The following is a 23,085-nucleotide window of genomic DNA, read 5'->3' as shown; positions in this document are numbered from 1 at the left end:
AGTGAGGCACTGTCAGGGTCTGCGATCACTGGCAGGCCAGACCGCACTTTTCAATGGCTAACGAATCTCGTCAAAACGACATAGGTACAGCGACTACGGTAGTATCCCAGCCCATGTACATTGTCGCCGTTTTAGGGTCTTTCTTCGCGAATTGAATCGAGAAGTTTTCCAGGGCGGTGTCGCTTTTCTGCACTGGCACCGTTACGCGGGCTACGTCCAGCGCCTGGTTGTAGCTATAAGCGCCCCATTGATCAAGGTCGGAGCTGATGATGATGGTCCATTCTGTTTCGTTCGGGATGGCCAGCAGCGCGTAGGTACCCGCTGGAATTTTCTTGTTCCCAATCGTTACATCCTGGTAGAATCTGATCTCCGGCGCTTCGTTGGCACCGACCCGCCATACTTTTCCGTAGGGGGCCAGCTTGCCGAATAGCTCGCGTCCGTTTTTGGCCGGGCGGCTGTACGTGACCCGAACCATCGCTTTGTCGGTGCCGATTTTGGCCGGGGCAAATTTGCGATCATGGGCGTAGTCGTCCGGATAATAGGCCATGTCCATCGGCGATTTGTCGAGACCCCGGAACGTTTGGGCTATAGCGTCAGTGAGCGAAAGAAAAAGCAGGCCGATGAGTAACGCGGTTTTTTTCATAGGGGTAGGGGTTGTCATGTGAAACAGAAGTAGAATCTGGACAAATGCTGGTTTTCAGCCTTGAACAGCAAGGCTAACAAAAAATTGCATTACTCCAACCCGCATGGTTCAACTTAATTCGTCGCGTACTCCGGCTAACCTGTCCACCAAACTCCGGCAGTTTTGGGACATCTCGGCTCAAAAAATTAACCTGATTGAGCAGGGCTACGACCCCGGCAAAGGATCGCCTGTTTTTACCATACAGGGTCGTTACACCACCCGCGGCTGGACCGAATGGACGCAGGGCTTTCAGTACGGCTCGACCATTCTTCAGTTCGACGCAACGGATGCGCCCGAGTTCCTGACGGCTGGTCGTCAGAAAACACTGACGGCTATGGCCCCGCACATAAGCCATGTGGGCGTACACGATCACGGATTCAACAACGTCAGTACCTACGGCAACCTGCTCCGGCTCATGAACGAGGGTAGGATCCCGTTCAACGAATGGGAGAAAAACACGTACGAACTGGCTCTTAAAATTTCGGGAGCGGTCCAGGCCAATCGCTGGACAACGATCAAAAGCACCTCAGCCGGAACCCCGGCCGGGTTTATCCATTCGTTCAACGGGCCGCATTCTCTTTTCGTCGATACCATCCGATCGTGCCGGTCGCTGGTGGTCAGTCATTTGCTGGGGCACACGTTTCAGGGCGAAGGTGATCGGGTGATCAACCTGCTGGAGCGGGCGCTACTCCACATCCGGGCTACGGCCGACTACGCCGTTTACTATGGAGAAGGACGCGATTCGTACGACGTTTGGGGGCGCACGGCCCACGAAAGTATTTTCAACGTTACCGATGGCAATTACCGCTGCCCCAACTCGCAGCAGGGCTATACCGGATTCAGCACCTGGACCCGCGGCCTGGCCTGGGCTATGTGCGGCTTTGCCGAAGAACTCGAAGCACTATCTGCAATTTCTGACGATGAACTGGCTCCGCTGGGCGGTCGCGATGCCCTCGAAGCCATGATGAGCCGGGCCGCCCGCGCTACCTGCGACTTCTACATCGATAACACCCCTACCGACGGCGTGCCGTACTGGGATACGGGTGCTCCCAACCTGCATAAGCTGGGCGATTACCTCAACCAGCCCGCCAACCCCTATAACGAGTACGAACCGGTCGATAGCTCGGCCGCGGCCATTGCTGCGCAGGGCCTGCTGCGGCTGGGAAACTACCTCATCAGCAAGGCACAACCTGTCGATGTCGAAGCGGGTCAGCGGTATTGGCAGGCTGGCCTGACCGTGCTGGATACGCTGCTCAGCGAGCCTTATCTCAGTACCGACCCGGCGCATCAGGGGCTGCTGCTGCACTCGGTCTACCACCGGCCCAACGGCTGGGACTACGTTCCCGACGGGCGTAGCGTTCCCTGCGGGGAGTCGAGCATGTGGGGCGATTACCATCTGCGGGAGGTGGCGCTGTACCTCCAGCGGATCATCGACAACGCACCCTACTACACCTTTTTCAGCCAGATTGTCAACCACGAACAGCTAGTATGAGCGGAAAATACAAACCGAAATACACCCGAATGGCCCAGCTCAAAACGGCCTCCGATCTGGCCGGTTACCTGCAAACGGGTGGTATCGATCTGGCCTTTGATGAGGAGTTGCTGCCGCCATCGGGAAGTCCGTTTACCGAGTCCATTCCGCTGCGGTCGGGTAAGACTATTGGTAACCGCCTGTGTATTTTGCCCATGGAAGGCTGGGATGGCACCCCCGACGGAAAACCGACGGACTTTACCCGACGGCGCTGGCTGAAGTTTGCCGAGAGCGGGGCCAAGCTACTGTTTGGCTGCGAAGCCGTGGCGGTCTGTCACGAAGGAAAAGCCAACCCTAACCAGCTGGTCATCAATTCCGACAATCTGGATGAGTTGATCCGGCTCCGTCAACTCATTCTCGACACCCACAACCAGCGGTTCGGCCGTACCGATGACCTCGTGATCGGGCTCCAACTCACCCATTCGGGGCGATTCTGCAAGCCAAATAGCCACAAAAAATTCGAATCGAAAATACTGTATGCGCATCCCTACCTCAATCAGAAATTCGGGATGGAGCCCGACTACCCAACCCTGACCGACGAGGCTATCGACGGTATCATCGATCACTACATTGCCGCGGCTGTACTGGCCCAGCGGGCGGGGTACGACTTTGTCGATATCAAGCACTGCCACGGCTACCTGGGTCATGAGTTCCTGAGCGCCGTAAACCGACCCGGCAGATACGGTGGCAGTTTCGAGAACCGGACCCGCTTCCTGCGCTCCATCGTTGCCGGTATCCAGCAGGCTGCACCGGGCCTGGAAATGGCCGTCCGGCTGAGTGCGTTCGATTTATTGCCGTTCAAAAAAGGCGCGAATGAGGTGGGCGAACCCGAGAAAACGGATGCGTATCCGTTCGCGTTTGGGGGGCAGCCGTCGGGCCTCGACATTGATCTGACTGAACCGAAGGCGTTTCTGGCGCTGGCGCAGTCGCTGGGGATTCAGCTGGTTTGTATAACGGGAGGAAGCCCTTATTACAACCCGCACCTGATGCGCCCGGCCCTGTTTCCACCCTCCGACGGTTACCTGCCGCCCGAAGATCCGCTGCGGGGCGTGAAGCGGCAGATCGACGTGACGGCCGAACTGAAACAGGCGTTTCCAGAACTGGTCATTATCGGGTCGGGCTATTCGTACCTGCAGGAGTGGCTGCCCAACGTAGCGCAGCATGTACTGCGAACCGGCATGGCCGACAGCGTTGGCTTCGGACGGATGGTGTTGTCGTACCCGACCATGCCCGCCGATCTGGTAGCGGGCAGGCCGCTGGTCCGCAATCAGATTTGCCGGACGTTTTCCGACTGTACGACGGCGCCCCGCAACGGGCTGGTGTCGGGCTGTTACCCGCTGGATACGCTGTACAAAAAATTGCCCGAAGCCGGAACGTTGAAAGCTATCAAGGAAGCATGGTAAAACGGGTTGCATTCGTCACCGGAAGTAGCCGGGGTATCGGGCTGGGCATTGCCGAACACCTGGCCCGAAAAGGCTTCGATCTGGGCATCAACGGCGTGCGCGACGAGTCGTCGGTAGGGGCGGTGCTCGACCAGTTGCGGCAGTTCGGTACGGAGGTGATCTACTGCCAGGGTAGCATTGCCGATGCCGACGCCCGGGCCGGTATGGTGGACCGCATCAGGACGCACTTTGGGCAGCTGAACCTGCTGGTTAACAATGCCGGTATAGCCCCCAGCGTTCGCGCCGACGTGCTGGAGGCTACCGAAGCGAGCTTCGACCAGGTGCTGAACATCAACCTGAAAGGTGCCTATTTTCTGACGCAGACCGTAGCAAACTGGCTGATCGCCCAAAAAAAGGCAACGGCCGATTTTCAGGCCAGTATTATTACCGTATCGTCCGTGTCGGCCACTGTGGCGTCGGTTAACCGGGGCGATTACTGCATCTCGAAAGCGGGCCTGAGTATGGCTACGCAGCTGTTTGCCGTACGGCTGGGCGAGTTTGGTATTCCGGTCTACGAGGTGAGGCCGGGAATTATAAAAACCGATATGACCTCCGGTGTGTCGGCCCGCTACGATACACTGATTGCCGGCGGACTCACCGTACAACCCCGCTGGGGACTGCCCGACGATGTGGGGCGGGCTGTAGCGGCCATTGCCGACGGCGGGTTTCCGTACTCGACCGGCCAGGTGTTTATGGTTGACGGCGGGCTGACGCTGGCCCGACTGTAGGCAGATGGACGAGGATAGACAAATAACCTTTTAGACTGCTCAATACCAACCCGTTTTCCTAAACCTCCTGATCATGACCAATCCTTCTTACTCCCGACGTAAATTTATCCAGACCGCCGTGGCCGGCTCAGCGGTGCTGGGGCTGCCGACCATTATTCCAAGCCGAGCCTTCGGAGCCAACGACCGGTTGCGGGTAGCCGTTATCGGTATCAACGGGCGCGGTAAAGACCACATTGCCGGCTTCTCGAAGCTCGATAACGTAGAGGTAGCCACCCTGTGCGATGTTGACAATGTGGTGCTGCAAAAAGGAGCGGCCGATTTTGAGGCCAAATACAAACGGAAGCTGAAAACCGAACAGGACCTGCGCAAAGTCTACGACGACAAGGATATAGACGCCGTCAGCATTGCCACGCCCAACCACTGGCACGCGCTGGCGGCTATCTGGGCCTGTCAGGCGGGAAAGGACGTGTACGTCGAAAAGCCCGGTTGCCACAATCTGTTCGAGGGGCGCAAACTGATCGAAGCCGCTACCAAATACAACCGCATGGTGCAGCATGGCGTACAGCTGCGGAGTTCGGTAGCTATTCAGGAGGCCATACAGCACCTGCGCGATGGCCTCATCGGTAAAGTCTACATGGCGCGCGGCACCGTGTATAAATGGCGGGCCGACATCGGTAATCTGGGTAACTCGCCCGTGCCGCAGGGGCTGGACTGGGATCTGTGGCAGGGACCAGCTCAGGCAAGGGAGTTCAGCAAAAACTACGTTCATTACAACTGGCACTGGTTCTGGGATTACGGCAACGGCGACATCGGTAACCAGGGTATTCACGAAACGGATCTTTGTATGTGGGGCCTCGACGTGGGGCTGCCCGAAAAGATCACCTCGGCGGGGGGTAAATTTTTGTGGAACGACTGCAAGGAAACCCCCGAGGTGCTTACCTCTACCTATCACTACCCGAAGCAGGGCAAGATCATTGAGTTTGAGGTACGGCCCTGGATGACCAACAAAGAAGACGGCGTGGAAGTCGGTAATATCTTTTACGGCGACAAAGGCTATATGGTCATCAACGGCTACGCCGACTACAAAACCTACCTGGGCCGCAACCGGGAACCTGGCCCCGCTCGCAACGCCGGTGGCGATCACTATAAAAACTTCGTCGATGCTGCCCGCGCCCGCGACAAAAAAATGCTCAACGGTCCCGTTGAAACGGCGCACCTGGCCTCTTCGCTGGCGCATCTGGGCAACATTGCCTACCGGCTGGGGCGTACCCTCGACTTCGATCCGCAGAAAGAGGTATTCATTGGCGACAAACAGGCGAACGCTATGCTCACCCGCAAATACAGGGCCCCCTACGTAATACCTACCACCGTCTAGTTTCACGGAACCCCGTCGGCGGGTCAGCGCCAGCTGCGCCTGCTCGGCAGACGGGTACGTCCCTAACGACTCCGAAACCCCATGACTTTACCCGATTCTTCAGTCACGACCGCGCCCAAATCGACGCGGCAGCATCTGCTTCAGCTGCCTGTACTGGTGGCTGCGCTCGGCTATTTCGTCGATATGTATGATTTATTTCTGTTCAGCGTAGTTCGGGTGCCGAGTCTCAAAGCGCTGGGTGTATCGGAGGAGCAACTGCTGCCCGAAGGCGTTTTTCTGCTCAATATGCAGCTGGCAGGGCTATTGATCGGGGGCGTACTATGGGGTGTGCTGGGCGACAAGCGGGGCCGACTGTCGGTCCTGTTCGGGTCGATTCTGCTGTACTCGCTGGCCAATATCGCTAACGGTATGGTTACGGACCTGAACCAGTATGCCCTGCTGCGGTTTATTGCCGGTGTGGGTCTGGCGGGCGAGCTGGGGGCGGGCATCACCCTCGTTGCCGAAATTCTGCCCAGACAGCTGCGGAGCTACGGGTCTATTCTGGTGGCGACGATGGGGGTGCTGGGGGCCATTACGGCCTATTTTGTGGCCGATCTGTTCGCCTGGCGCATGTCGTACTTCGTGGGGGGCGGGCTGGGGTTGCTGCTGCTCGTGCTGCGTTTCAACGTGTTTGAGTCAGGCCTGTTCGAAACGCTCAAATCGAAGCCGGTCGAGCGGGGTAACTTCCTGAAGCTGATTACCCATCCGCCGAGCCTGCGCAAGTACGCCCTGGCCATTATAATGGGTATCCCGTTATGGTTCGTGGTCGGTATTCTGATTACGTTTTCGCCGGAGTTCGGGCGACACGCCGGACTGGCCGAACCCATCGTTGCAGGTAAAGCGGTGATGCTGGCTTTTGCCGGTCAATCGGTGGGCGATATTGTGAGCGGGTTACTGAGCCAGCGCCTGCAGAGCCGCAAAAAAGCCATCCGGATTTTTATTCTCCTGTCGTTTGCCATGATGCTGGTCTACCTGCTGGCTCCTATCAGCCAGACCAGCCAGTTTTATCTGATCTGTGTTGGTCTGGGGTTCTGTAATGGGTACTGGACGCTGTTCATCGTGCTGGCGGCTGAGCTTTTCGGCACAAACCTGCGGGCTACGGTGGCTACGTCGGTTCCCAATTTTGTGCGCGGAGCTACGGTGCCGCTTACCTGGCTGTTCGTCTCGCTGAAGCCATCGCTGGGGCTCACCAACGGTCCCTTGCTGATCGGTGGGACAGTGGTGCTGTGCTCGCTGGTAGCTCTAAATTTTCTGGAAGAGACCTTCAGCAAAGACATGAATTACGTGGAGGGATAAGGCCGCGCCTGAACGGTTGTAAAATGAGTAAGTATTCATAGGTTAGCGGCTGGGCGTCAGTGTATTGTTAGTAAGCGGTAGGGGAGGCCTGGTCAATGACCTTTCGATAAGTTAGATAGAAGGCATCGGTTACAAACCCGTATTTTCGGTGTACATCCCCGCGCTTCATACGCAGGAGACAAACACCCAAAACGATCCGCTCACCCTAATCTCCAGACACCCATGAAAACGCTTAACTGCCGCGATGCCGGTTTCGACTGCAACGCCCAAATCCACGCCGAAACCGACGAGGAAATTCTGGCCCAGGCCGCTGAACATGCCAGCAGCGTACACGGCGTAACGGTAACGCCCGAACTGGCCGAAGGGCTCAAGTCCCTGATTCACGAAGAGGCCTGAGCCATCGCGCATTCGGTAAACACCTCGCCAAACCGTTCACGCCATGCCGAAATATGTAATAGAACGAGACATTCCGGGCGCCGGCACGTTATCCGCCGATCAGCTGAAAGGAATTTCACAAACCTCGTGTGGGGTGCTCAGCACCATGGGACCGCAAATTCAGTGGCTACAGAGCTACGTAACGGGCGATAAGATTTACTGCGTCTACATCGCTCCCGATGAAGAAATGGTTCGGGAACATGCCGAACAGGGTGGCTTTCCCGCCAACGCCGTCAACGAAGTAAAGACCGTTATCGATCCGACAACGGCGGAGTAACTAGTTTCTTCCTGCGCGGGTGGGGCCAACCGATCCCATCCGTGCAGCAAGAAACTGCGTTTGCTGTCGGCGGCCACGGTTTTTTGGTCGGGTGACCTGCGGTTTTTCTGAGGGCTCTGGCAGAAGATGAATCTGTTGAAACGCCCGGACAGCTTCTATACTATTTATTCCGGCCATAGGTCAATGGACAAAATAAATACCGCTTTTATCGTGCCTGGGTGGCGGGGTTGTGGCTGCAAACCCTAATTTTACCATACGGTTATATTGTTCGCCCAGCCCCCCGTATGCGATCATCTCTACGTTTGCTTCATTCAGTATGCATTGTCCTGCCAGCTCTTCTGGTAAGCTTATTGGTGAATCCGGTTGCTCAGGGGCAACGCAAGGGTAAACAAGCGCCCGCAGCTGAATTTGAACTGCCGGAAGCAACCATCGCGGCTGTTCATCGGGCGTTTCGGACGGGCTCGCTGACGAGCGAACAGTTGGTAAAAGCTTACCTGGATCGGATTGAAGCCTACGACCAGCCGACCAAACTCAATTCCATCATCATTACCAATCCCGAAGCGATGGCTACCGCCCGGGCGCTGGATGCCGAGTTTCGGAAAACCGGTAAGCTGCGGCCACTGCATGGTATTCCGGTCATCGTTAAAGACAATTTCAACACGAAGGGACTACAAACCACCGGCGGCTCCGTGGCCCTGAAAGGATTCGTGCCGACCGAAGATGCCTGGCAGGTGCAGAAACTGCGCGACGCCGGAGCCATCGTACTGGCCAAGTCGAATATGGCTGAGTGGGCGTTTACCCCTATGCACTCGCAGAGCTCGATCGGGGGCGAAACGCTGAATCCGTACAACCTGGCCCATGTGCCGGCCGGGTCGAGCGGAGGAACGGCGGCTGCGGTAGCGGCTAATCTGGGAACGATCGGGCTAGGTTCCGACACGGGCAACTCCATTCGAGGTCCCGCGTCGCACAACGCACTGGTCGGTTTTCGGACGTCGCTGGGGCTGGTGAGCCGGTACGGTATCATTCCGCTCTATACCCGCAATGACGTAGGCGGGCCGATGTGCCGAACGGTTGAAGATGCCGTAAAGGTGCTGGCCGTTACGGCGGGCTACGACCCCCGCGACCCCATCACGAAACACAGCCAGGGCAAAATCCCTGACAACTACACCCAGTTTTTGCAGGAGGATGGCCTGCAGGGCGCCCGAATCGGGGTGATGCGCCAGTTGGTCGACAACCATATTGATCCTGAAATCAAACAGCTCTTCGAGCAGGCCCTGGCCGATCTGGTTCAGGCAGGGGCGCAGGTCGTCGACGTCACCATACCCAATCTGGACTCGCTGCGGGCCAACCAGTGGTGCGCCGACTTCCGAACCGATATAGAAACCTATCTACGGACCTTCGTTAAGCGGGATACGCTCAAAACGCTGGAAGACATCATCCGGGTAGGCGGCTATTCGGACCTCGTGCGTAACCGGCTCCTGACCCAGCAAACCCGTTCGGGGCGACCGGTGCATCCTGAAATTCCCTGCGGTGACGCCTTCACCGATCCGCTCCGGATTGCCTACCGAAGCGCCATCGAAGCCGCGATGGACCGCCAGCAGCTCGATGCCCTGATTTACCCGACCTGGAACTACCCACCCGCGCGGGTAGGCGATACGGCCGGTTATAAAGGAGATAATAGCCAGCTTATTGCCCCCGCAACGGGTTTGCCTGCCTTCACCATTCCAATGGGCTACACTCCGGGTAACTTACCGGCTGGGATTCAGTTCCTGGGCCGACTCTTTGCCGAGCCCACCCTGATCCGGCTAACGTACAGCTACGAACAGGCCACCCAGCACCGGGTGGCGCCCAGCCGGTTTCCGGTCCTGGCGAAGTAGACAGAAACTCGTACGTTTTACTGTTTGTCCGGAATCGGTTAGCTTGGAGCTGCCAAATACCTAACTACTACCAACCTGATGCGTTACTTTCGATCAACCTGGATCAGCTTCGCCGGAAGCCTGATCATCGTTCTGAGTTCTACCGTACTTCACGCCCAGTCGTTTACCAAAGCCGAGCTGGCGCGCTGGCAGCAACGAGCGAAACAGGTTACCATTACCCGCGACACCTGGGGCGTTCCGCATATTTACGGTAAAACGGATGCCGATGTCGTGTTCGGGCTGCTGTTTACCCAGTGCGAAGATGATTTTGGCCGGGTCGAGGAAAATTACATTACCTCAATAGGTCGGCTGGCCGAAGTAGAAGGGGAGTCGGCGCTGTACCACGATCTGCGGGCGCGGCTGTTCATGGACACTACCCAGGCCATCGCTATTTACAAAAAAAGCCCGGTCTGGATGAAGCAGCTGCTCGATGCGTTTGCCGATGGGGCCAACTATTACCTCTATACCCACCCCGACGTTAAGCCCCGTCTGCTGACCCGTTTTCAGCCCTGGATGCCACTCATGTTCAGCGAAGGCAGTATTGGCGGCAATATCAGCGTGGTATCGACCGAACGACTGAAAGCATTCTACGAACAGCGGAAGTCGACATCCTGGAACCCCCGCTTCGATCACTACGAACGCGAATCCGTCGGCTCGAACGGCTTCGCCATTGCCCCCGCCCGGAGCGCCACCGGAAATGCGCTGCTGCTGATAAATCCCCATACTTCGTTCTACTTCCGGTCGGAGGTACACATGATCAGCCAGGCCGGGCTGAACGCGTACGGAGCCGTAACCTGGGGCCAGTTCTTTATTTATCAGGGCTTCAACGAAAACTGCGGCTGGATGCACACGACCAGCTACGCCGACTCGATGGACGAATACCTGGAAACGATCGAGAAAAAAGGGAATACTTTATACTACAAATACGGGGATGCTCTGAAGCGGGTACGGACGCAGCAAGTGCGGCTGCCCTACAAGTCGGGTACGGGAATGCAGTATAAAGACTTCACCATGTATTTCACCCAGCACGGCCCCATTGCCGGGGAAAAGGATGGAAAATGGATTGCCATCAACATGATGAATACGCCCCTGAATGCACTGTCGCAGTCGTATCTGCGCACGAAAGCAACGGGCTATGCCAGCTACAAAGAGGTGATGAAGCTGAACGGAAACGCGTCGAACAACACCATATTCGCCGATCGCGACGGCACCATTGCGTACTGGCACGGTAATTTCATGCCCCGCCGGGATACCCGGTTCGACTGGGAACAGCCCGTTGACGGGAGTAATCCCGCCACCGACTGGAAAGGGCTGCACTCGGTCGATGAGATTGTGCAGGTCCGTAACCCGGCCAGCGGCTGGATCCAGAACTGCAACGCTACGCCCTTTACGGTATCGGGTAACAGCAGCCCCGACAAAACCAAATTTCCGGCTTATATGGCCCCCGATGCCGAGAACTACCGGGGTATTAATGCCGTCCGGGTGCTGAGCCGTAAATCGCTTTATACGCTCGACACACTGATCGCAGCCGCCAACGATCCGCACCTGGTGGCTTTCGATGATCTCCTGCCCCCTCTGTTTACGGCTTATCAGAGCGTTTCGGGCGATGCCGTAAACCAGTCGAAAGACCTGGCCGATGCCGTTCAGGTACTCAAAGACTGGAACCGATCGTACGGAACGGCTTCGGTTGGTCAGACCCTGGCTATACTATGGGGCGAGAAGATTCAGCGGCTGGCCCGGAGCCGGGCGGCTGGCGACCAGCGGTTCGACAACCTGAGCCTGAGTGCTTTCACCATCAAAGCCACTACGCCCCAGGAAAAGGTAACGGCCCTGGCCGACGTACTCAAAGACCTCACGCGCGACTTCGGCAGCTGGAAAACGCCCTGGGGCGACATCAACCGCTACCAGCGCCTGACGGGTAAAACCCAGGAATCGTATGACGATCTGAAGCCCAGCATTCCGGTTGGCTTTACTTCATCGGCCTGGGGGTCGCTGGCGGCTTTCGCGGCCCGTACCTATCCCGGTACCAAAAAGCGGTACGGCAGCGTAGGGAACAGCTTTGTGGCCGTAGTCGAGTTTGGTAAGCGGGTGAAAGCCCGTTCCGTAGTTACGGGTGGCCAGAGCAGCCGCCCCGGCGAAACCCACTTCACCGACCAGGCCCCGCTTTACTGCGAAGGTCAGTTCAAAGATGTATGGTTCTACCCGGAAGAGGTGCAGCAACACGTCGAAAAGACGTACCACCCGGGTGAGAAGTAGACTGACTCACCGGGGTGGGTTTCGCGCAGGAAGCTGGCCGCCAAGCTGGTTAATCGAGTCGCACCCACATGGAGCCTGACAGCGCATCGCCGGGGTCCAGCACGGCAAGTCCTTCGCCGTTGTTGAACGCGTTTACGTTGCTGGTCTGGGGTTCGATCGCCACGCTGTCGCGCCGGCCGGGGGTGTAGCAGACCAGGTAGTTAAGTTTTCCGGGGCCGGTTTGCTGACCTATAATCAGCCGAACGCCCGTGCGGAGGGAGGTAAGCATGGTTTCGGCGAAAGGGTCCCCTTCGGCAGGTATGCCGGTTGGCTCGATAGCAAACGGGCTATCGAGCTGAACATCTTTCAGGGGTATGGTCTCCGCATTCAGCAGGCCGAGCCGCCCGTTGGGGATCATGTTGCCATCGAGTACGATCGGCATGCGGGCCGGCAGTGACAGGGTCATGTTATCGACCGATTCTTCGGTGAACATGAAGTAAGGGTGCCAGCCAAAGGCAGCCGGACAGGCCGTAGTGCCCGTGTTGATAATCTCGTAGCTGACCCGCAGCGCACACATCCGGTCCTGGGTGTAGTTACTGCCAAGCCGGAGCTGGTCGCCCTGAACCAGCTCGTACGTGATCGTCATGGTAAACGGAAACGGGTAGCCAACCGTGTCGCCTTCGTAGGTATAACGGATGGTCAGCTGGGCATGGGTCGGGCTGGTATCCTGGTCGATAACCGTGAACTCGCGGCCGTGTACAAAGCCGTGCAGCGCGTTGTCGCGGCTACCCTCGTTCATTTTCAGGGCGTAGTCCTGCCCCTCAAACGAGTAGATGCCGTGTCGGATGCGGCTGGCAAACGGAAACAGGAACGCACTGGCGTAGGTCTCATCGGCCAGCAGTGCCTGTGGTGATTCTGGACTTTTCAGCAGGGCATACAAATCGTTTCCCTTCCGGAGCACAAGACGCCGAAGAATGCCTCCATAGGCCGGGATGATTGAAATAAATTCACCGGTTTCGGTATGTTCCAGCAGATATTCAGTGAGTGGCTGGGAGTCGGTCGCCAGTGGACCAAATGGTTCTTGCGTAATCAGGAACGGCATAGAATGAGGGACAGTCTGTACAGATTAATAAATCTGAACGTACCTAGATTGTTCGACATTTTAGTAAAAACGTATGCTAACGCAACACATCGCCAACTGACTGTCACAACTTTACGGATGGCCGGCCAACCATGTCCGTAACTGAACGGCCCGCGTCCGTTAACGGACACTATTGGTTGATGGTTCGTTATATATATCTGATGGTCAGAAGGTTGTAAAAATGGTACGCCGTTTGGGGATTATAGGTCTGTTGGCCCCGTGGCTGACGAGTAGCTTGTACTGATAGACATATTCTGTTGCCAACTCCTCTGTTTCTATGGCACATATCGCTATTCCTATTCCCTCAACCCCCGGCAAACAAGACATCGAGATCGACGTAACGATCAACGGCAAGAAGCACGAACTGCACTACCGCGTCGAGCTTTTTTACTGGGGCGACTGTACCGTTCCCACCTTTGATCGGGTTGAGTGTCTGCGCCAGATGATTTCGCAGTATGATCAGGACTGGTCGCTCTACTACATCGGCGCTCCTACGGATACGTTTGTGCCGATTGCCTTCATGCGAAAGGGAGATATGGCTATTCAGCGTCAGCTGCTGATTGGATCGTAATGAGATAAACCGTTTAGCCGTCATTAACCTATGATACGCAACTACATCAAGATTGCCTTTCGCAACCTGTCGAAGCATAAGGGGTTCAGTTTCATCAACATTGCCGGGGTGGCTATTGGGCTGGCCTGCTTTCTGCTGATCGCCCTCTACGTTCGCGATGAGCTGAGCTATGATCGCTACAACGCCCAGGCCGACCGGGTGTATCGGATCTCGCGTACGTTTCTGTCTTCGGAAGGAATACCCACGCTGAAGCTGGCTCAGCTGGCCCCGCCCTTTGGGCCGTTGCTGAAGCAGGATTTTCCGGAGGTCGAGCAGGCGGTGCGGACACTCGAAAACAACGGCCTTGTCCGATACGGTGAGCATTCGTTCAACGAGCAGGACCTGTTTTTTGCCGAGGGTAACCTGTTCAGGGTGCTGAGTTTTCAGCTGCTGAGCGGTAATCCGGATCAGGCGCTGGCGAACCCGTTTTCGATTATGTTTTCCCGGCCTATGGCAGAGAAGTACTTTGGTACGGAAAACCCCATTGGCAAAACGGTGCGGCTCGACAACCAGTACGATCTGACCGTGACGGGTGTGTTTGAACCCCTGCCCGACCAGGCCCATTTCCATCCGAGCTTTCTGATTTCCTTCTCTACGCTGAACGACCCGCGGGTGTATGGGGCCGACGGGCTGCGGACCAACTGGAGTAACAATGCGTTCAACACCTACGTGCTGGTTCGGGAGGGGGCTGACCCTCAGCGGATGCAGGCGGCCATGGGCGCTTTTCAGGACAAACACGTGCCGCAGGAGGGGGGCATCAGGCCCTCAAAATGGTCGGTGCTGACGCTACAGCCGATTACCGATATTCACCTGTATTCACATACCGATTCTGAAGTTGAACCCACCGGCGATATTCGGTATATCTACCTGTTTTCGGCCATCGGGTTGTTCATTCTGCTCATCGCCTGCATCAACTACATGAACCTGGCAACGGCTCGTTCAGCCAGTCGGGCTCGTGAAGTGGGCATGCGCAAGGTGGTAGGGGCGTTGCGTACCCAGCTTATTGCCCAGTTTCTGAGTGAATCGATACTGGTCGTTGTGTTTGCGCTGGGTATAGCGCTGGTTCTGGTGCTGATCGGCCTGCCCGTGCTGAACGATTTTACCCATAAGCAACTGTCGGTCAGGCAGCTTGTCGATCCGGTGTTTTTGAGTGTACTACTTGGTATCACGATACTGACGGGCCTGGTAGCCGGTAGCTATCCGGCCTTTTTTCTGACTTCGTTCCGGCCGCTGGGGGTGCTGAAAGGGCAGGTCACGTCAGCCATTCGGACGGGCCGGTTGCGGCAAACGCTGGTGGTGACGCAGTTTGCTATTGCGGTGGCGCTCATCATCTGCACGGCCGTGGTTTACAACCAGATGAACTACATACAGACCTACCGGCTGGGTTATCAGAAAGACCAGATGCTGCTCCTGCCCGATATCGGCGATTCAACGACGGGTTATGAGACCTTGAAACAGGAGCTGAAGCGGGCCGGTGTAGCGGGAGACATTGGGCGGTCGTCGCGGATTCCGTCGGGGCGCCTGCTCGACTCCTACGATGCCTCGTACGAAAAAGGGGATACCATGGCTCCGGTGACGATCAACCTGCGTTCGTTGCGGGTCGATTACGACTTCATTCCGGCGTATCGGATCGGTATGGCCGCCGGGCGTAATTTCTCCCGCTCGTTCCCAACCGATACGGCTATGGTGATCCTGAACGAAACGGCCGTTCGGCTGATGGGCTGGACACCCGAGCAGGCTATCGGCAAATCGTTCCGGTACGGCCCCAGCCAGGGGCAGATCATCGGGGTGACGAAGGATTACCATTTCGAATCACTTCACCAGAACGTATCGGCCATTGCCCTGACAATGACCCGCAGCAATCTGAACTGGATATCGGTGCCCCTTGCCGGGCATATGCCAACGGCCGTAGCCCGGGTCGAAGCGGTCTGGAAACAGTTCTTCCCCGAGCGCCCTTTCGATTACCAGTTTCTCGACGAGCGTTTTGACCGTCTGTACGCCCGCGAGCAAACCCAGCAACTGCTGTTCAGCGTGTTTGCCGGGGTGGCTATCCTGATTTCGTGTATGGGGCTGTTTGGCCTGTCGATGTTCATGGCTGAGCAGCGGACCAAAGAGATTGGCATCCGGAAAGTGCTGGGGGCTTCGGTCTCCAGTCTGGTGGCGTTGCTGTCGCAGGATTTTCTGAAGCTGGTTGGGATTGCCATCCTGATTGCGTCGCCCGTAGCGGGCTGGGCAATGAGTCAATGGCTGAGCGGGTTTGCCTACCACACCGTTCTTCATTGGTGGGTGTTTGCGCTGGCGGCCGTTTTGTCGGTTGGTATCGCCTTGCTGACGGTTAGTTTCCAGAGCGTCAAAGCGGCCCTGCTGAACCCGGTCAAAAGTCTGCGGAGCGAATGAGGATAATAATTCAAATGAAATTCGAGTCGTGAACTAAGCGTTAATCTACAGAGGTTTGTTACAAAGAGATCGAAAGAATCTGCACACGAGGGTAGTAATTCTGTACAGAAAAACTGCCCCCGTGTGCAGACCTTTGTTTGATACATACATCTCAAACAAACCACAACATCATGGACGCGAAGCAATTCAAAACCAACATAAAGTGCGCAAACTGCGTGGCCGCGGTCACGCCTTTCCTCAACGAGGCCGTTGGTGAAAACGCCTGGCAGGTCGATCTGCAAAGCCCAAACCGGGTGCTTACCGTTGACACAGCTACCAGTGATGCAGCCGTTACACAGGCCATCGAGAAGGCTGGCTACAAAGCGGAGCCGCTGTCCTGATCACCCCCGACCGCTGTCGTGGTACCCTCAACAACTTAGTTATGAATGCAAGTCCAGTTCCGTCGGCCCGGTCAGCATCCTCAGTTCGGAAAACGTTTCCGGTGCTGGAGATGAGCTGCGCAGCCTGCGCGGTTAGCGTCGAGTCGACGCTGAAACATACGGCGGGCGTACGGGATGCCGGGGTGAACTATGCCAACCAGAATGCCTGGGTAGAGTTCGACCCGCAGGTCGTTACCCCCGACGCCCTGCAAACGGCCGTCCGAGCTGTGGGCTACGATATCGTTATCGACGCCGAAGACCCCGAAAGCGCCCAGCAGGTTCAGGATGAAGCGCAGCAGAAGCACTATCAGGCACTCAAAGAGCGCACGATCTGGGCTTCAGCGCTGGCGGCTCCCGTCGTGATCATCGGTATGCTCTTCATGGATTGGGTCTGGGGTAACTATATTATGATGGCCTTGTCGGCGCCGGTCGTCTTTGGCTTTGGCCGGTCGTTCTTCGTCAACGCCTGGCGCCAGGCCCGCCATGGCAAAGCCAATATGGATACACTGGTAGCGCTGAGCACCGGTATTGCGTTTGTGTTCAGCGCTTTCAATACACTCTACCCCGATTTCTGGCACCGGCGCGGTTTGCATCCGCACGTATACTTTGAAGCCGCTGCCGTGGTGATCGTCTTTATTCTACTGGGTAAGTTACTCGAAGAGCGGGCTAAATCGAGTACCTCGTCGGCCATCCGAAAACTGATGGGACTGCAACCTAAAACCGTTCTGGTGGCCGACGAAACCGGTGAGCATGACGTGCCGATTGCGCAGGTGCGCGTCGGGCAGGTACTCATTGTGCGGCCGGGGGAGCGGATTCCGGTCGATGGACAGGTTAAGTCGGGCGGGTCATTCGTCGACGAGAGTATGATTTCGGGAGAGCCGGTGCCGGTTGAAAAACAGGCAGGGGCCAGGGTCTTCGCCGGAACCATCAATCAGAAAGGCAGTTTTCGGTTCAGCGCCGAAAAAGTAGGGGCTGATACGGTGCTGGCCCAGATTATCCGGGCGGTGCAGGATGCGCAGGGTAGTAAAGCGCCCGTTCAGCAGCTGGTCGACCGAATTGCGGGTATTTTTGTGCCGATTGTCATCGCCATTTCGGTGCTGACCTTTGTGTTCTGGCTGACCCTGGGCGATACGGTAGCCCCCACCGGCGATTCGTTCACAACGGCACTGCTGACCGCCGTAACGGTGCTGGTCATTGCCTGTCCATGCGCACTGGGGCTGGCCACTCCTACGGCTATCATGGTTGGGGTTGGGAAGGGAGCCGAGAACAATATTCTCATCAAAGATGCCGGCAGCCTCGAAATGGGCCGTCGGGTCAACGCGGTCGTGCTCGACAAGACGGGTACGATTACGGAAGGAAAACCGCTGGTAACTGACCTGATCTGGCTGGTACCCGATGCGGATCAGCAGCGAGAAGGAGGAGTTTTGTATCAGCTGGAGTCGCAGTCAGAACATCCGCTGGCAACGGCCGTTACCGACTACCTGAAAACCCAGGCCCTGGTGCCCGCTCACGCGGGTACGTTCAACAGCATAACCGGCAAAGGCGTGATCAGTCAGTATGACGATACCACCTACCTGATTGGCAACCAGAACCTGCTGGCTGAGTACGGTATTGATCTTCATGACGATCAGCAACAGCAGGCTGAACAGTTACAGGCGCAGGCCAAAACGGTCGTTTTCTTCGGCCGGACAAGTGCCGCCAGCCGCCAGCTCCTGGCCATCATTGCCATTGCCGATCCCATCAAGGCGACGTCGAAGCAGGCTATCGAAACGCTTCAGCAACGGGGCATAGCCGTGTATATGCTCACGGGCGATACCATCCATACGGCCGAGGCTGTTGCCCGTCAGATAGGTCTACGTAGCTACAAGGCCGGGGTTCTGCCCGCAGAAAAAGCCGAATTTATCACGGAGTTACAGAAGCAGGGCCATGTTGTGGCGATGGTTGGCGATGGGATCAACGACTCCGAAGCCCTGGCCCGGGCCGATGTGAGTATTGCTATGGGTAAAGGGTCGGATATTGCTATGGACGTAGCCCGAATGACGCTCATCACCTCCGATCTGAACAGCGTTCCGAAGGCGCTTCAGTTGTCGAAGAAAACGGTACAGACCATTCGGCAGAACCTGTTTTGGGCCTTTATCTATAACCTGATTGGCATTCCGATTGCAGCCGGGGTACTTTATCCGTCGTTCGGCTTCCTGCTGAGTCCGATGATTGCGGGAGGAGCCATGGCCCTCAGCTCGGTGTCGGTCGTGACAAACAGCCTGCGGCTCCGGTCAGTGAAGCTCTGAGTCGCTAAGCTGTCTGAATAATTCAGCCGAACCGGGATTACGTGCCGGGCAGTACCGAAGGCCGTACGTCGCTCAGAAAAGATGAATTACATTTCGCCTTCGACGCCCAGGCCGAACAACGCGAAATCGTAACGGACAGGATCGGCTGGGTCGAACTGGCGAAGCGCGTCGGTTAATTCGATGGCTGCTTTCCAGTCGGTCTGAGGCCGGCTGAGCAGACCTAGCGACCGGGCTACGCGGTTGACGTGTACATCGATCGGCATCACCAGCTGCTCCGGCCTCAACCGCGTCCAGAGGCCAAAATCTACACCCCGGTCATCTCGTCTGACCATCCAGCGCAGAAACATCAGCAGCCGTTTGCAGGACGAGTTGCGGGCGGGCGTGGCAATGTGTTTACGGGTCCGGTCCGGAAAGAACGGGTCGCAGCAGAACCGGTCGTGAAAGGTAACCAGCGCCGGCTCAACCGTGGTGCCAGTCGTTGAGGTAGAATCGGTCAGAAAGGCATCTTCCAGCGAGTCGTTTGCCTGGTAATAGGTCCGGAAAAAGTGCAGGAAGTAAAGCGCGTCGGTTGCGTTGAAGGTGCGGTGTTTAAACGCCAGGAACCGGGTAAGGTCACTCTCCTGATGGGAACGGACAAAGTCATAGGGCGCGCCGTCCATGAGGTCAATCAGCTCATTGGCTTTTTTCAGGATGACAGGCCGCTGCCCCCAGGCCAGAACGGCCGCCCAGAACCCCATGATTTCAATATCCTGCCGGCGCGAAAACCGGTGTGGAATGCTGATCGGGTCGCGTTCAATGAACGAAGGCCGATTGTAATGATCGGCCTTCGCATCTAAAAAATCTTTCAACAAAGCTGGATCAGCGGGTGTCGCGGCCTGCGTTATTGGGGTCATCGGCTTTTTCCTCCGCTCACCACCCACGCCATAGCCCGGGAAACCCCCGAAAACAACGCCAGCAGCGTAGACATCACAAACGTAAACACGGCAATGAACGGATAAGCCATGACGAACATCACGTTGAAGGTCTGATAGCCTACCGTTCCCTTCATCTGCTCATCGCGTTCCCGATGGCGCCGGGCAATTCGTTCCTCTTTGGTTTCTTTTTTCATAACTCGGTATCTACCGAACAATATAACTCACCTCAGCCCGAAAACGTCGGTCCTCCGGCGAAAGTTTCGCGAAGGCCTGCGCCGAGAGTTTTATCAGGATTTTGTCGTTGACGCCGGTGTCGGGCAGCCGCCCAATCACTTTGACCCACAAACTCTGGTTGTTGAACAGGTTGCGTACCTGTACCAGTGTGCCGATGGGGGCGGTGCGGTGAAGAGCCAGGTACTTACCCGATCCGTCGCCTTCGATAATTTCGGCAACGCCACTGTCTGACAGACGGCGGCCCCGGGTAGGCATGGGCGCGTCGTTGCCCGGGCGGGGCAGTTCAACCTCGGCCTCGGCAGGTTTGGCAGCCGGCGTGGGTGGGGTGTCTGTCCGGCGTGGTTCGGTTGCGGGGGGCGGGGTAGGACGCTCGGTTCGGGCTATCGGGGGAGCAGGTTCGGGCCGCTGTTTATCCTCTTTGGGCGGGTCATTTCTGGGCGGATCGGTACGGGCGGGTTCAGGTTTGCGGGTATCGGCGGTACGCGCGGGCGTCCGGGCCGGCGTGTCGGGCGTTTTTACGGCTACGGTTGGAACAGGACCGGCTGGAATACGAGCCTGATAGGCCTTTTCCGATACGATCAGGGCCTGCCCGATCAGTACGTTATTGGCGCTGAGGCTGTTCCAACGGCGCAGATCGTCCTGCGACACGCCATAGCGAACGGCCAGGCTGTAGAGGGTTTGACCGGGCTCTACCACGTGAATTCCCGAGCGGGCCGGGTCGTCGGTGCGCTTAGCGTCTTTATTGACGTCTGGCTCGGCTTTTGCTACCCGTTTTTGTTCTTTCTCTTCTTTTTTGATGGCCTTGTCGATCGCTTTTTCCTGCTTTCGGCTGAGGGCGCCGTCGGGGAGCGGAATCCGAACGAGCTGGTCGTAGCGGACGGCATCGGTCATATCCGGGTTAGCGGCCTTGATTTCAGCTACTGATCGCCCGTACCGACGGGCGATCGCAAACAGAGTCTGGCCTTCGTCAACACGGTGGAGAATAAAGCGCTTACCATCCTTTTTTTCGACGCCGACCGAGTCGGTCAGCATTGGCTCCGAAGAGCTGGCAAGCGCTGCTGAACTAAACAAAACCCCGCCAAGCAACAAAGCGGAAGCGGTTACTACAATACGTTTCTTCATGGGTTGGGCTGTGCCCGCTGCCTGGCTGTAAGACAAGACGGTAACGTTGGTAAAATTAATGTAAAAATACGGCGGTGTTTACCGACAAACGGATTTTAAGGCTGTTTCCGTTTATCAACCGGTGGTGGCGGGGGGTGTTAATTCTTGTTAAATACCGGAATCCGGCTTTAAATAACGAACCACCCAAACAGAACTGGACGTTTGACGTTTAGAATTGTACCAATCGGTACGCCGATTTTCTGACAGAACCAGCCGAAAGCCAAGCGGCTGGTCCGTGTTTTTCATTCAACTAATGCCTATGCAAAACTATTCGATACTCTGGGCCGACGATGAGATTGATCTTCTCAAACCCCACATCCTTTTCCTGAAAAACAAAGGCTATGACGTTACATCGGTCAATAGCGGAGCCGACGCGCTCGATCAGGTTGAACAGAGTAATTACGATGTTGTATTCCTCGACGAAATGATGCCCGGTATGACGGGGCTCGAGACGTTATCGCAGATCAAACAGATGCGGCCTAACCTGCCGGTTGTGATGATCACTAAAAGCGAGGAAGAGCACATCATGGAAGAGGCCATCGGCTCTAAAATTGCCGATTATCTCATCAAGCCTCTCAACCCGAACCAGATTCTGCTATCGGTCAAGAAAATACTGGACAACAAACGGCTCGTTACCGAGCGGACCAACATCGGCTACCAGCAGGACTTTCGGAATATTTCCATGCAGTATAATGACCGCATGGATCATAGCGAGTGGTCTGATGTATATAAAAAGCTGATATACTGGGAATTGGAGCTGGATAGCTCACAGGACAAAAGTATGTCGGAGGTAATGAACATGCAGAAGAGCGAAGCCAATGCTACGTTCTGTAAGTTCGTCATGGACAACTACGAAGACTGGCTGAACGATCCGAAAGCCGATAGCCCTGTCATGTCGCATCAGCTGATGCGCAAGAAAGTGTTCCCGCTGGTCGATCAGAGTGGCAACCAGCCTCCGCTTTTCTTTATTCTGATCGATAACCTGCGGTACGACCAATGGAAGGCCATTGAGCCGCTTCTGGCTGATTACTTCTCGGTAGAAGAGGAATCATCGTATTATTCCATTCTGCCCACAACAACTGGATTTGCCCGGAACGCTATTTTCTCCGGCATGATGCCGAGCGAGATGGAACGCAAGCACCCGGACCTGTGGGTCAACGATGATAACGAAGACGAGGGGCTTAATAACCACGAAGACGAGTTTCTGCGTCGGCAGCTGACCCAGAGCCGGCTGGATGTGAAGATGTCTTACCATAAAATCCTGAACGTAAACCAGGGTAAATCGCTGGTCGACAACTTCAACAATTTACTCCAGAACCAGCTGAACGTGGTTGTTTACAACTTCGTCGATATGCTTAGTCACGCCCGTACAGATATGGCTATGATCAAGGAGCTGGCGCCTGACGAGTCGGCCTACCGGAGCATTACCCGGTCCTGGTTCCTGCATTCGCCCCTGCTTGAGTTTGTGCAGAAGATTGCGGCCAAGGGTGGTCGCCTTATCGTGACGACTGACCACGGCATGATTCGCGTGCAGAAGCCCGCCAAGATTGTGGGGTATCGCGAAACCAACACCAACCTGCGCTACAAACAGGGTAAGAACCTCGGTTTCGAAGAAAATCACTTGTTTGTAGGACGTAAGCCAGAGCGGCTCTTCCTGCCCAAGCCGCACGTCTCTACAGCCTATGTGTTCACGCTCGAGGATTACTTCTTCGCTTACCCGAATAATTACAACTACTACGTGAACCACTACCGGAATACTTTCCAGCATGGCGGGGTTTCGCTCGAGGAAATGATTATTCCGTTTGCCTATATGAAGGCGAAATAAGCAGATCATCGATTGGTAGGAGAGGTGTAGTTCGTGAAGGTCGCTGGCGGCTTTTACCGGCTACACCTCTTTCGTTGAACACCAGAGCGGCCCGCCTGTCCGACTCGGCAATAACGGGTAGCGTGCGCATACGGATGCCT

General features: G+C 56.3%; 19 protein-coding genes. 14 read left to right on the top strand and 5 right to left on the bottom strand.

Translation table 11 applies throughout. The annotated features are described in order from the left end of the window. Positions 1-70: 70 nt before the first annotated feature. Positions 71-643 carry a DUF2911 domain-containing protein gene (locus B1C80_RS15005; RefSeq protein ID WP_077922061.1) on the bottom strand — a complete coding sequence of 191 codons (573 nt, stop codon included), beginning with the start codon at positions 641-643 and terminating at the stop codon, positions 71-73. 103 nt (positions 644-746) lie between these two features. Here B1C80_RS15005 and B1C80_RS15000 point away from each other — a divergent pair, with 103 nt between their 5' ends. The 9 genes from B1C80_RS15000 to B1C80_RS14960 all read left to right on the top strand — a co-directional run bounded on the left by B1C80_RS15000 (position 747) and on the right by B1C80_RS14960 (position 11,977). Continuing rightward, a complete protein-coding gene (locus B1C80_RS15000; RefSeq protein ID WP_077921999.1) occupies positions 747-2,174 on the top strand; it encodes a glycosyl hydrolase in 1,428 nt (475 codons plus the stop codon). Beyond that, on the top strand, positions 2,171-3,616 hold the full coding sequence (locus B1C80_RS14995) for an NADH:flavin oxidoreductase (protein WP_077921998.1): 1,446 nt from the start codon (positions 2,171-2,173) through the stop codon (positions 3,614-3,616). Before B1C80_RS15000 ends, B1C80_RS14995 begins: the two co-directional genes overlap by 4 nt. Beyond that, entirely contained in the window at positions 3,610-4,383 is a 774-nt protein-coding gene (locus tag B1C80_RS14990) for a 3-ketoacyl-ACP reductase (RefSeq protein ID WP_077921997.1), read from the top strand. Before B1C80_RS14995 ends, B1C80_RS14990 begins: the two co-directional genes overlap by 7 nt. 73 nt (positions 4,384-4,456) lie before the next feature. After that, positions 4,457-5,758, top strand: coding sequence for a Gfo/Idh/MocA family protein (locus B1C80_RS14985; protein ID WP_077921996.1), 1,302 nt, complete (start codon positions 4,457-4,459; stop codon positions 5,756-5,758). An 81-nt stretch (positions 5,759-5,839) separates the two neighbouring features. Next, positions 5,840-7,093 (top strand): MFS transporter, encoded by a 1,254-nt coding sequence (locus tag B1C80_RS14980; protein WP_077921995.1) that lies wholly within the window; start codon positions 5,840-5,842, stop codon positions 7,091-7,093. A 222-nt stretch (positions 7,094-7,315) separates the two neighbouring features. Next, on the top strand, positions 7,316-7,489 hold the full coding sequence (locus tag B1C80_RS14975) for a DUF1059 domain-containing protein (RefSeq protein WP_077921994.1): 174 nt from the start codon (positions 7,316-7,318) through the stop codon (positions 7,487-7,489). Positions 7,490-7,532: 43 nt separating this feature from the next. After that, on the top strand, positions 7,533-7,805 hold the full coding sequence (locus B1C80_RS14970) for a DUF4242 domain-containing protein (protein ID WP_077921993.1): 273 nt from the start codon (positions 7,533-7,535) through the stop codon (positions 7,803-7,805). Between the two features lie 284 nt (positions 7,806-8,089). Then, complete coding sequence (locus tag B1C80_RS14965; protein WP_077921992.1) at positions 8,090-9,682, top strand: amidase; 1,593 nt, start codon at positions 8,090-8,092, stop codon at positions 9,680-9,682. 78 nt (positions 9,683-9,760) lie between these two features. Then, positions 9,761-11,977, top strand: a complete 2,217-nt coding sequence (locus tag B1C80_RS14960) for a penicillin acylase family protein (RefSeq protein ID WP_077921991.1) — start codon at positions 9,761-9,763, stop codon at positions 11,975-11,977. A 49-nt stretch (positions 11,978-12,026) separates the two neighbouring features. Here the strand turns inward: B1C80_RS14960 and B1C80_RS14955 are convergent, their stop codons facing one another. Further along, a complete protein-coding gene (locus tag B1C80_RS14955) occupies positions 12,027-13,058 on the bottom strand; it encodes an aldose 1-epimerase (RefSeq protein ID WP_077921990.1) in 1,032 nt (343 codons plus the stop codon). Positions 13,059-13,374: 316 nt separating this feature from the next. Between B1C80_RS14955 and B1C80_RS14950 the strand changes: the two genes are divergently transcribed. The 4 genes from B1C80_RS14950 (at position 13,375) to B1C80_RS14935 (ending at position 18,811) form a co-directional block, all read left to right on the top strand. Continuing rightward, a complete protein-coding gene (locus B1C80_RS14950) occupies positions 13,375-13,668 on the top strand; it encodes a hypothetical protein (protein WP_077921989.1) in 294 nt (97 codons plus the stop codon). 30 nt (positions 13,669-13,698) lie between these two features. After that, positions 13,699-16,104: an ABC transporter permease gene (locus tag B1C80_RS14945; RefSeq protein ID WP_077921988.1), complete on the top strand. Its 2,406-nt coding sequence runs from the start codon at positions 13,699-13,701 to the stop codon at positions 16,102-16,104. A 170-nt stretch (positions 16,105-16,274) separates the two neighbouring features. Next, complete coding sequence (locus B1C80_RS14940; RefSeq protein ID WP_077921987.1) at positions 16,275-16,484, top strand: heavy-metal-associated domain-containing protein; 210 nt, start codon at positions 16,275-16,277, stop codon at positions 16,482-16,484. A 41-nt stretch (positions 16,485-16,525) separates the two neighbouring features. After that, positions 16,526-18,811: a heavy metal translocating P-type ATPase gene (locus tag B1C80_RS14935; RefSeq protein WP_077921986.1), complete on the top strand. Its 2,286-nt coding sequence runs from the start codon at positions 16,526-16,528 to the stop codon at positions 18,809-18,811. 86 nt (positions 18,812-18,897) lie between these two features. On the opposite strand, the gene B1C80_RS14930 is transcribed toward B1C80_RS14935, so the two are convergent. The 3 genes from B1C80_RS14930 to B1C80_RS14920 are packed head-to-tail and all read right to left on the bottom strand — an operon-like array spanning position 18,898 to position 21,081. Continuing rightward, positions 18,898-19,704, bottom strand: a complete 807-nt coding sequence (locus tag B1C80_RS14930; protein ID WP_077921985.1) for a TIGR02757 family protein — start codon at positions 19,702-19,704, stop codon at positions 18,898-18,900. Then, on the bottom strand, positions 19,701-19,919 hold the full coding sequence (locus B1C80_RS14925) for a hypothetical protein (RefSeq protein WP_077921984.1): 219 nt from the start codon (positions 19,917-19,919) through the stop codon (positions 19,701-19,703). Before B1C80_RS14925 ends, B1C80_RS14930 begins: the two co-directional genes overlap by 4 nt. A 10-nt stretch (positions 19,920-19,929) precedes the next feature. Beyond that, positions 19,930-21,081 (bottom strand): LysM peptidoglycan-binding domain-containing protein, encoded by a 1,152-nt coding sequence (locus tag B1C80_RS14920; protein WP_077921983.1) that lies wholly within the window; start codon positions 21,079-21,081, stop codon positions 19,930-19,932. A 298-nt stretch (positions 21,082-21,379) separates the two neighbouring features. Here B1C80_RS14920 and B1C80_RS14915 point away from each other — a divergent pair, with 298 nt between their 5' ends. After that, positions 21,380-22,945: a bifunctional response regulator/alkaline phosphatase family protein gene (locus B1C80_RS14915; RefSeq protein WP_077921982.1), complete on the top strand. Its 1,566-nt coding sequence runs from the start codon at positions 21,380-21,382 to the stop codon at positions 22,943-22,945. Positions 22,946-23,085: the final 140 nt, after the last annotated feature.

The sequence above is a fragment of the Spirosoma sp. 209 genome (assembly GCF_002006735.1).
Classification (GTDB): Bacteria; Bacteroidota; Bacteroidia; order Cytophagales; family Spirosomataceae; genus Spirosoma; species Spirosoma sordidisoli.
This window is presented reverse-complemented; position numbering and strand designations above follow the sequence as displayed.

What these genes read in the sequence shown, in the direction of transcription:
- B1C80_RS15005 (WP_077922061.1), bottom strand. Translation starts at nt 643, where the DNA reads ATGAAAAAAACCGCGTTACTCATCGGCCTGCTTTTTCTTTCGCTCACT.
- B1C80_RS15000 (WP_077921999.1), top strand. Translation starts at nt 747, where the DNA reads ATGGTTCAACTTAATTCGTCGCGTACTCCGGCTAACCTGTCCACCAAA.
- B1C80_RS14995 (WP_077921998.1), top strand. Translation starts at nt 2,171, where the DNA reads ATGAGCGGAAAATACAAACCGAAATACACCCGAATGGCCCAGCTCAAA.
- B1C80_RS14990 (WP_077921997.1), top strand. Translation starts at nt 3,610, where the DNA reads ATGGTAAAACGGGTTGCATTCGTCACCGGAAGTAGCCGGGGTATCGGG.
- B1C80_RS14985 (WP_077921996.1), top strand. Translation starts at nt 4,457, where the DNA reads ATGACCAATCCTTCTTACTCCCGACGTAAATTTATCCAGACCGCCGTG.
- B1C80_RS14980 (WP_077921995.1), top strand. Translation starts at nt 5,840, where the DNA reads ATGACTTTACCCGATTCTTCAGTCACGACCGCGCCCAAATCGACGCGG.
- B1C80_RS14975 (WP_077921994.1), top strand. Translation starts at nt 7,316, where the DNA reads ATGAAAACGCTTAACTGCCGCGATGCCGGTTTCGACTGCAACGCCCAA.
- B1C80_RS14970 (WP_077921993.1), top strand. Translation starts at nt 7,533, where the DNA reads ATGCCGAAATATGTAATAGAACGAGACATTCCGGGCGCCGGCACGTTA.
- B1C80_RS14965 (WP_077921992.1), top strand. Translation starts at nt 8,090, where the DNA reads ATGCGATCATCTCTACGTTTGCTTCATTCAGTATGCATTGTCCTGCCA.
- B1C80_RS14960 (WP_077921991.1), top strand. Translation starts at nt 9,761, where the DNA reads ATGCGTTACTTTCGATCAACCTGGATCAGCTTCGCCGGAAGCCTGATC.
- B1C80_RS14955 (WP_077921990.1), bottom strand. Translation starts at nt 13,058, where the DNA reads ATGCCGTTCCTGATTACGCAAGAACCATTTGGTCCACTGGCGACCGAC.
- B1C80_RS14950 (WP_077921989.1), top strand. Translation starts at nt 13,375, where the DNA reads ATGGCACATATCGCTATTCCTATTCCCTCAACCCCCGGCAAACAAGAC.
- B1C80_RS14945 (WP_077921988.1), top strand. Translation starts at nt 13,699, where the DNA reads ATGATACGCAACTACATCAAGATTGCCTTTCGCAACCTGTCGAAGCAT.
- B1C80_RS14940 (WP_077921987.1), top strand. Translation starts at nt 16,275, where the DNA reads ATGGACGCGAAGCAATTCAAAACCAACATAAAGTGCGCAAACTGCGTG.
- B1C80_RS14935 (WP_077921986.1), top strand. Translation starts at nt 16,526, where the DNA reads ATGAATGCAAGTCCAGTTCCGTCGGCCCGGTCAGCATCCTCAGTTCGG.
- B1C80_RS14930 (WP_077921985.1), bottom strand. Translation starts at nt 19,704, where the DNA reads ATGACCCCAATAACGCAGGCCGCGACACCCGCTGATCCAGCTTTGTTG.
- B1C80_RS14925 (WP_077921984.1), bottom strand. Translation starts at nt 19,919, where the DNA reads ATGAAAAAAGAAACCAAAGAGGAACGAATTGCCCGGCGCCATCGGGAA.
- B1C80_RS14920 (WP_077921983.1), bottom strand. Translation starts at nt 21,081, where the DNA reads ATGAAGAAACGTATTGTAGTAACCGCTTCCGCTTTGTTGCTTGGCGGG.
- B1C80_RS14915 (WP_077921982.1), top strand. Translation starts at nt 21,380, where the DNA reads ATGCAAAACTATTCGATACTCTGGGCCGACGATGAGATTGATCTTCTC.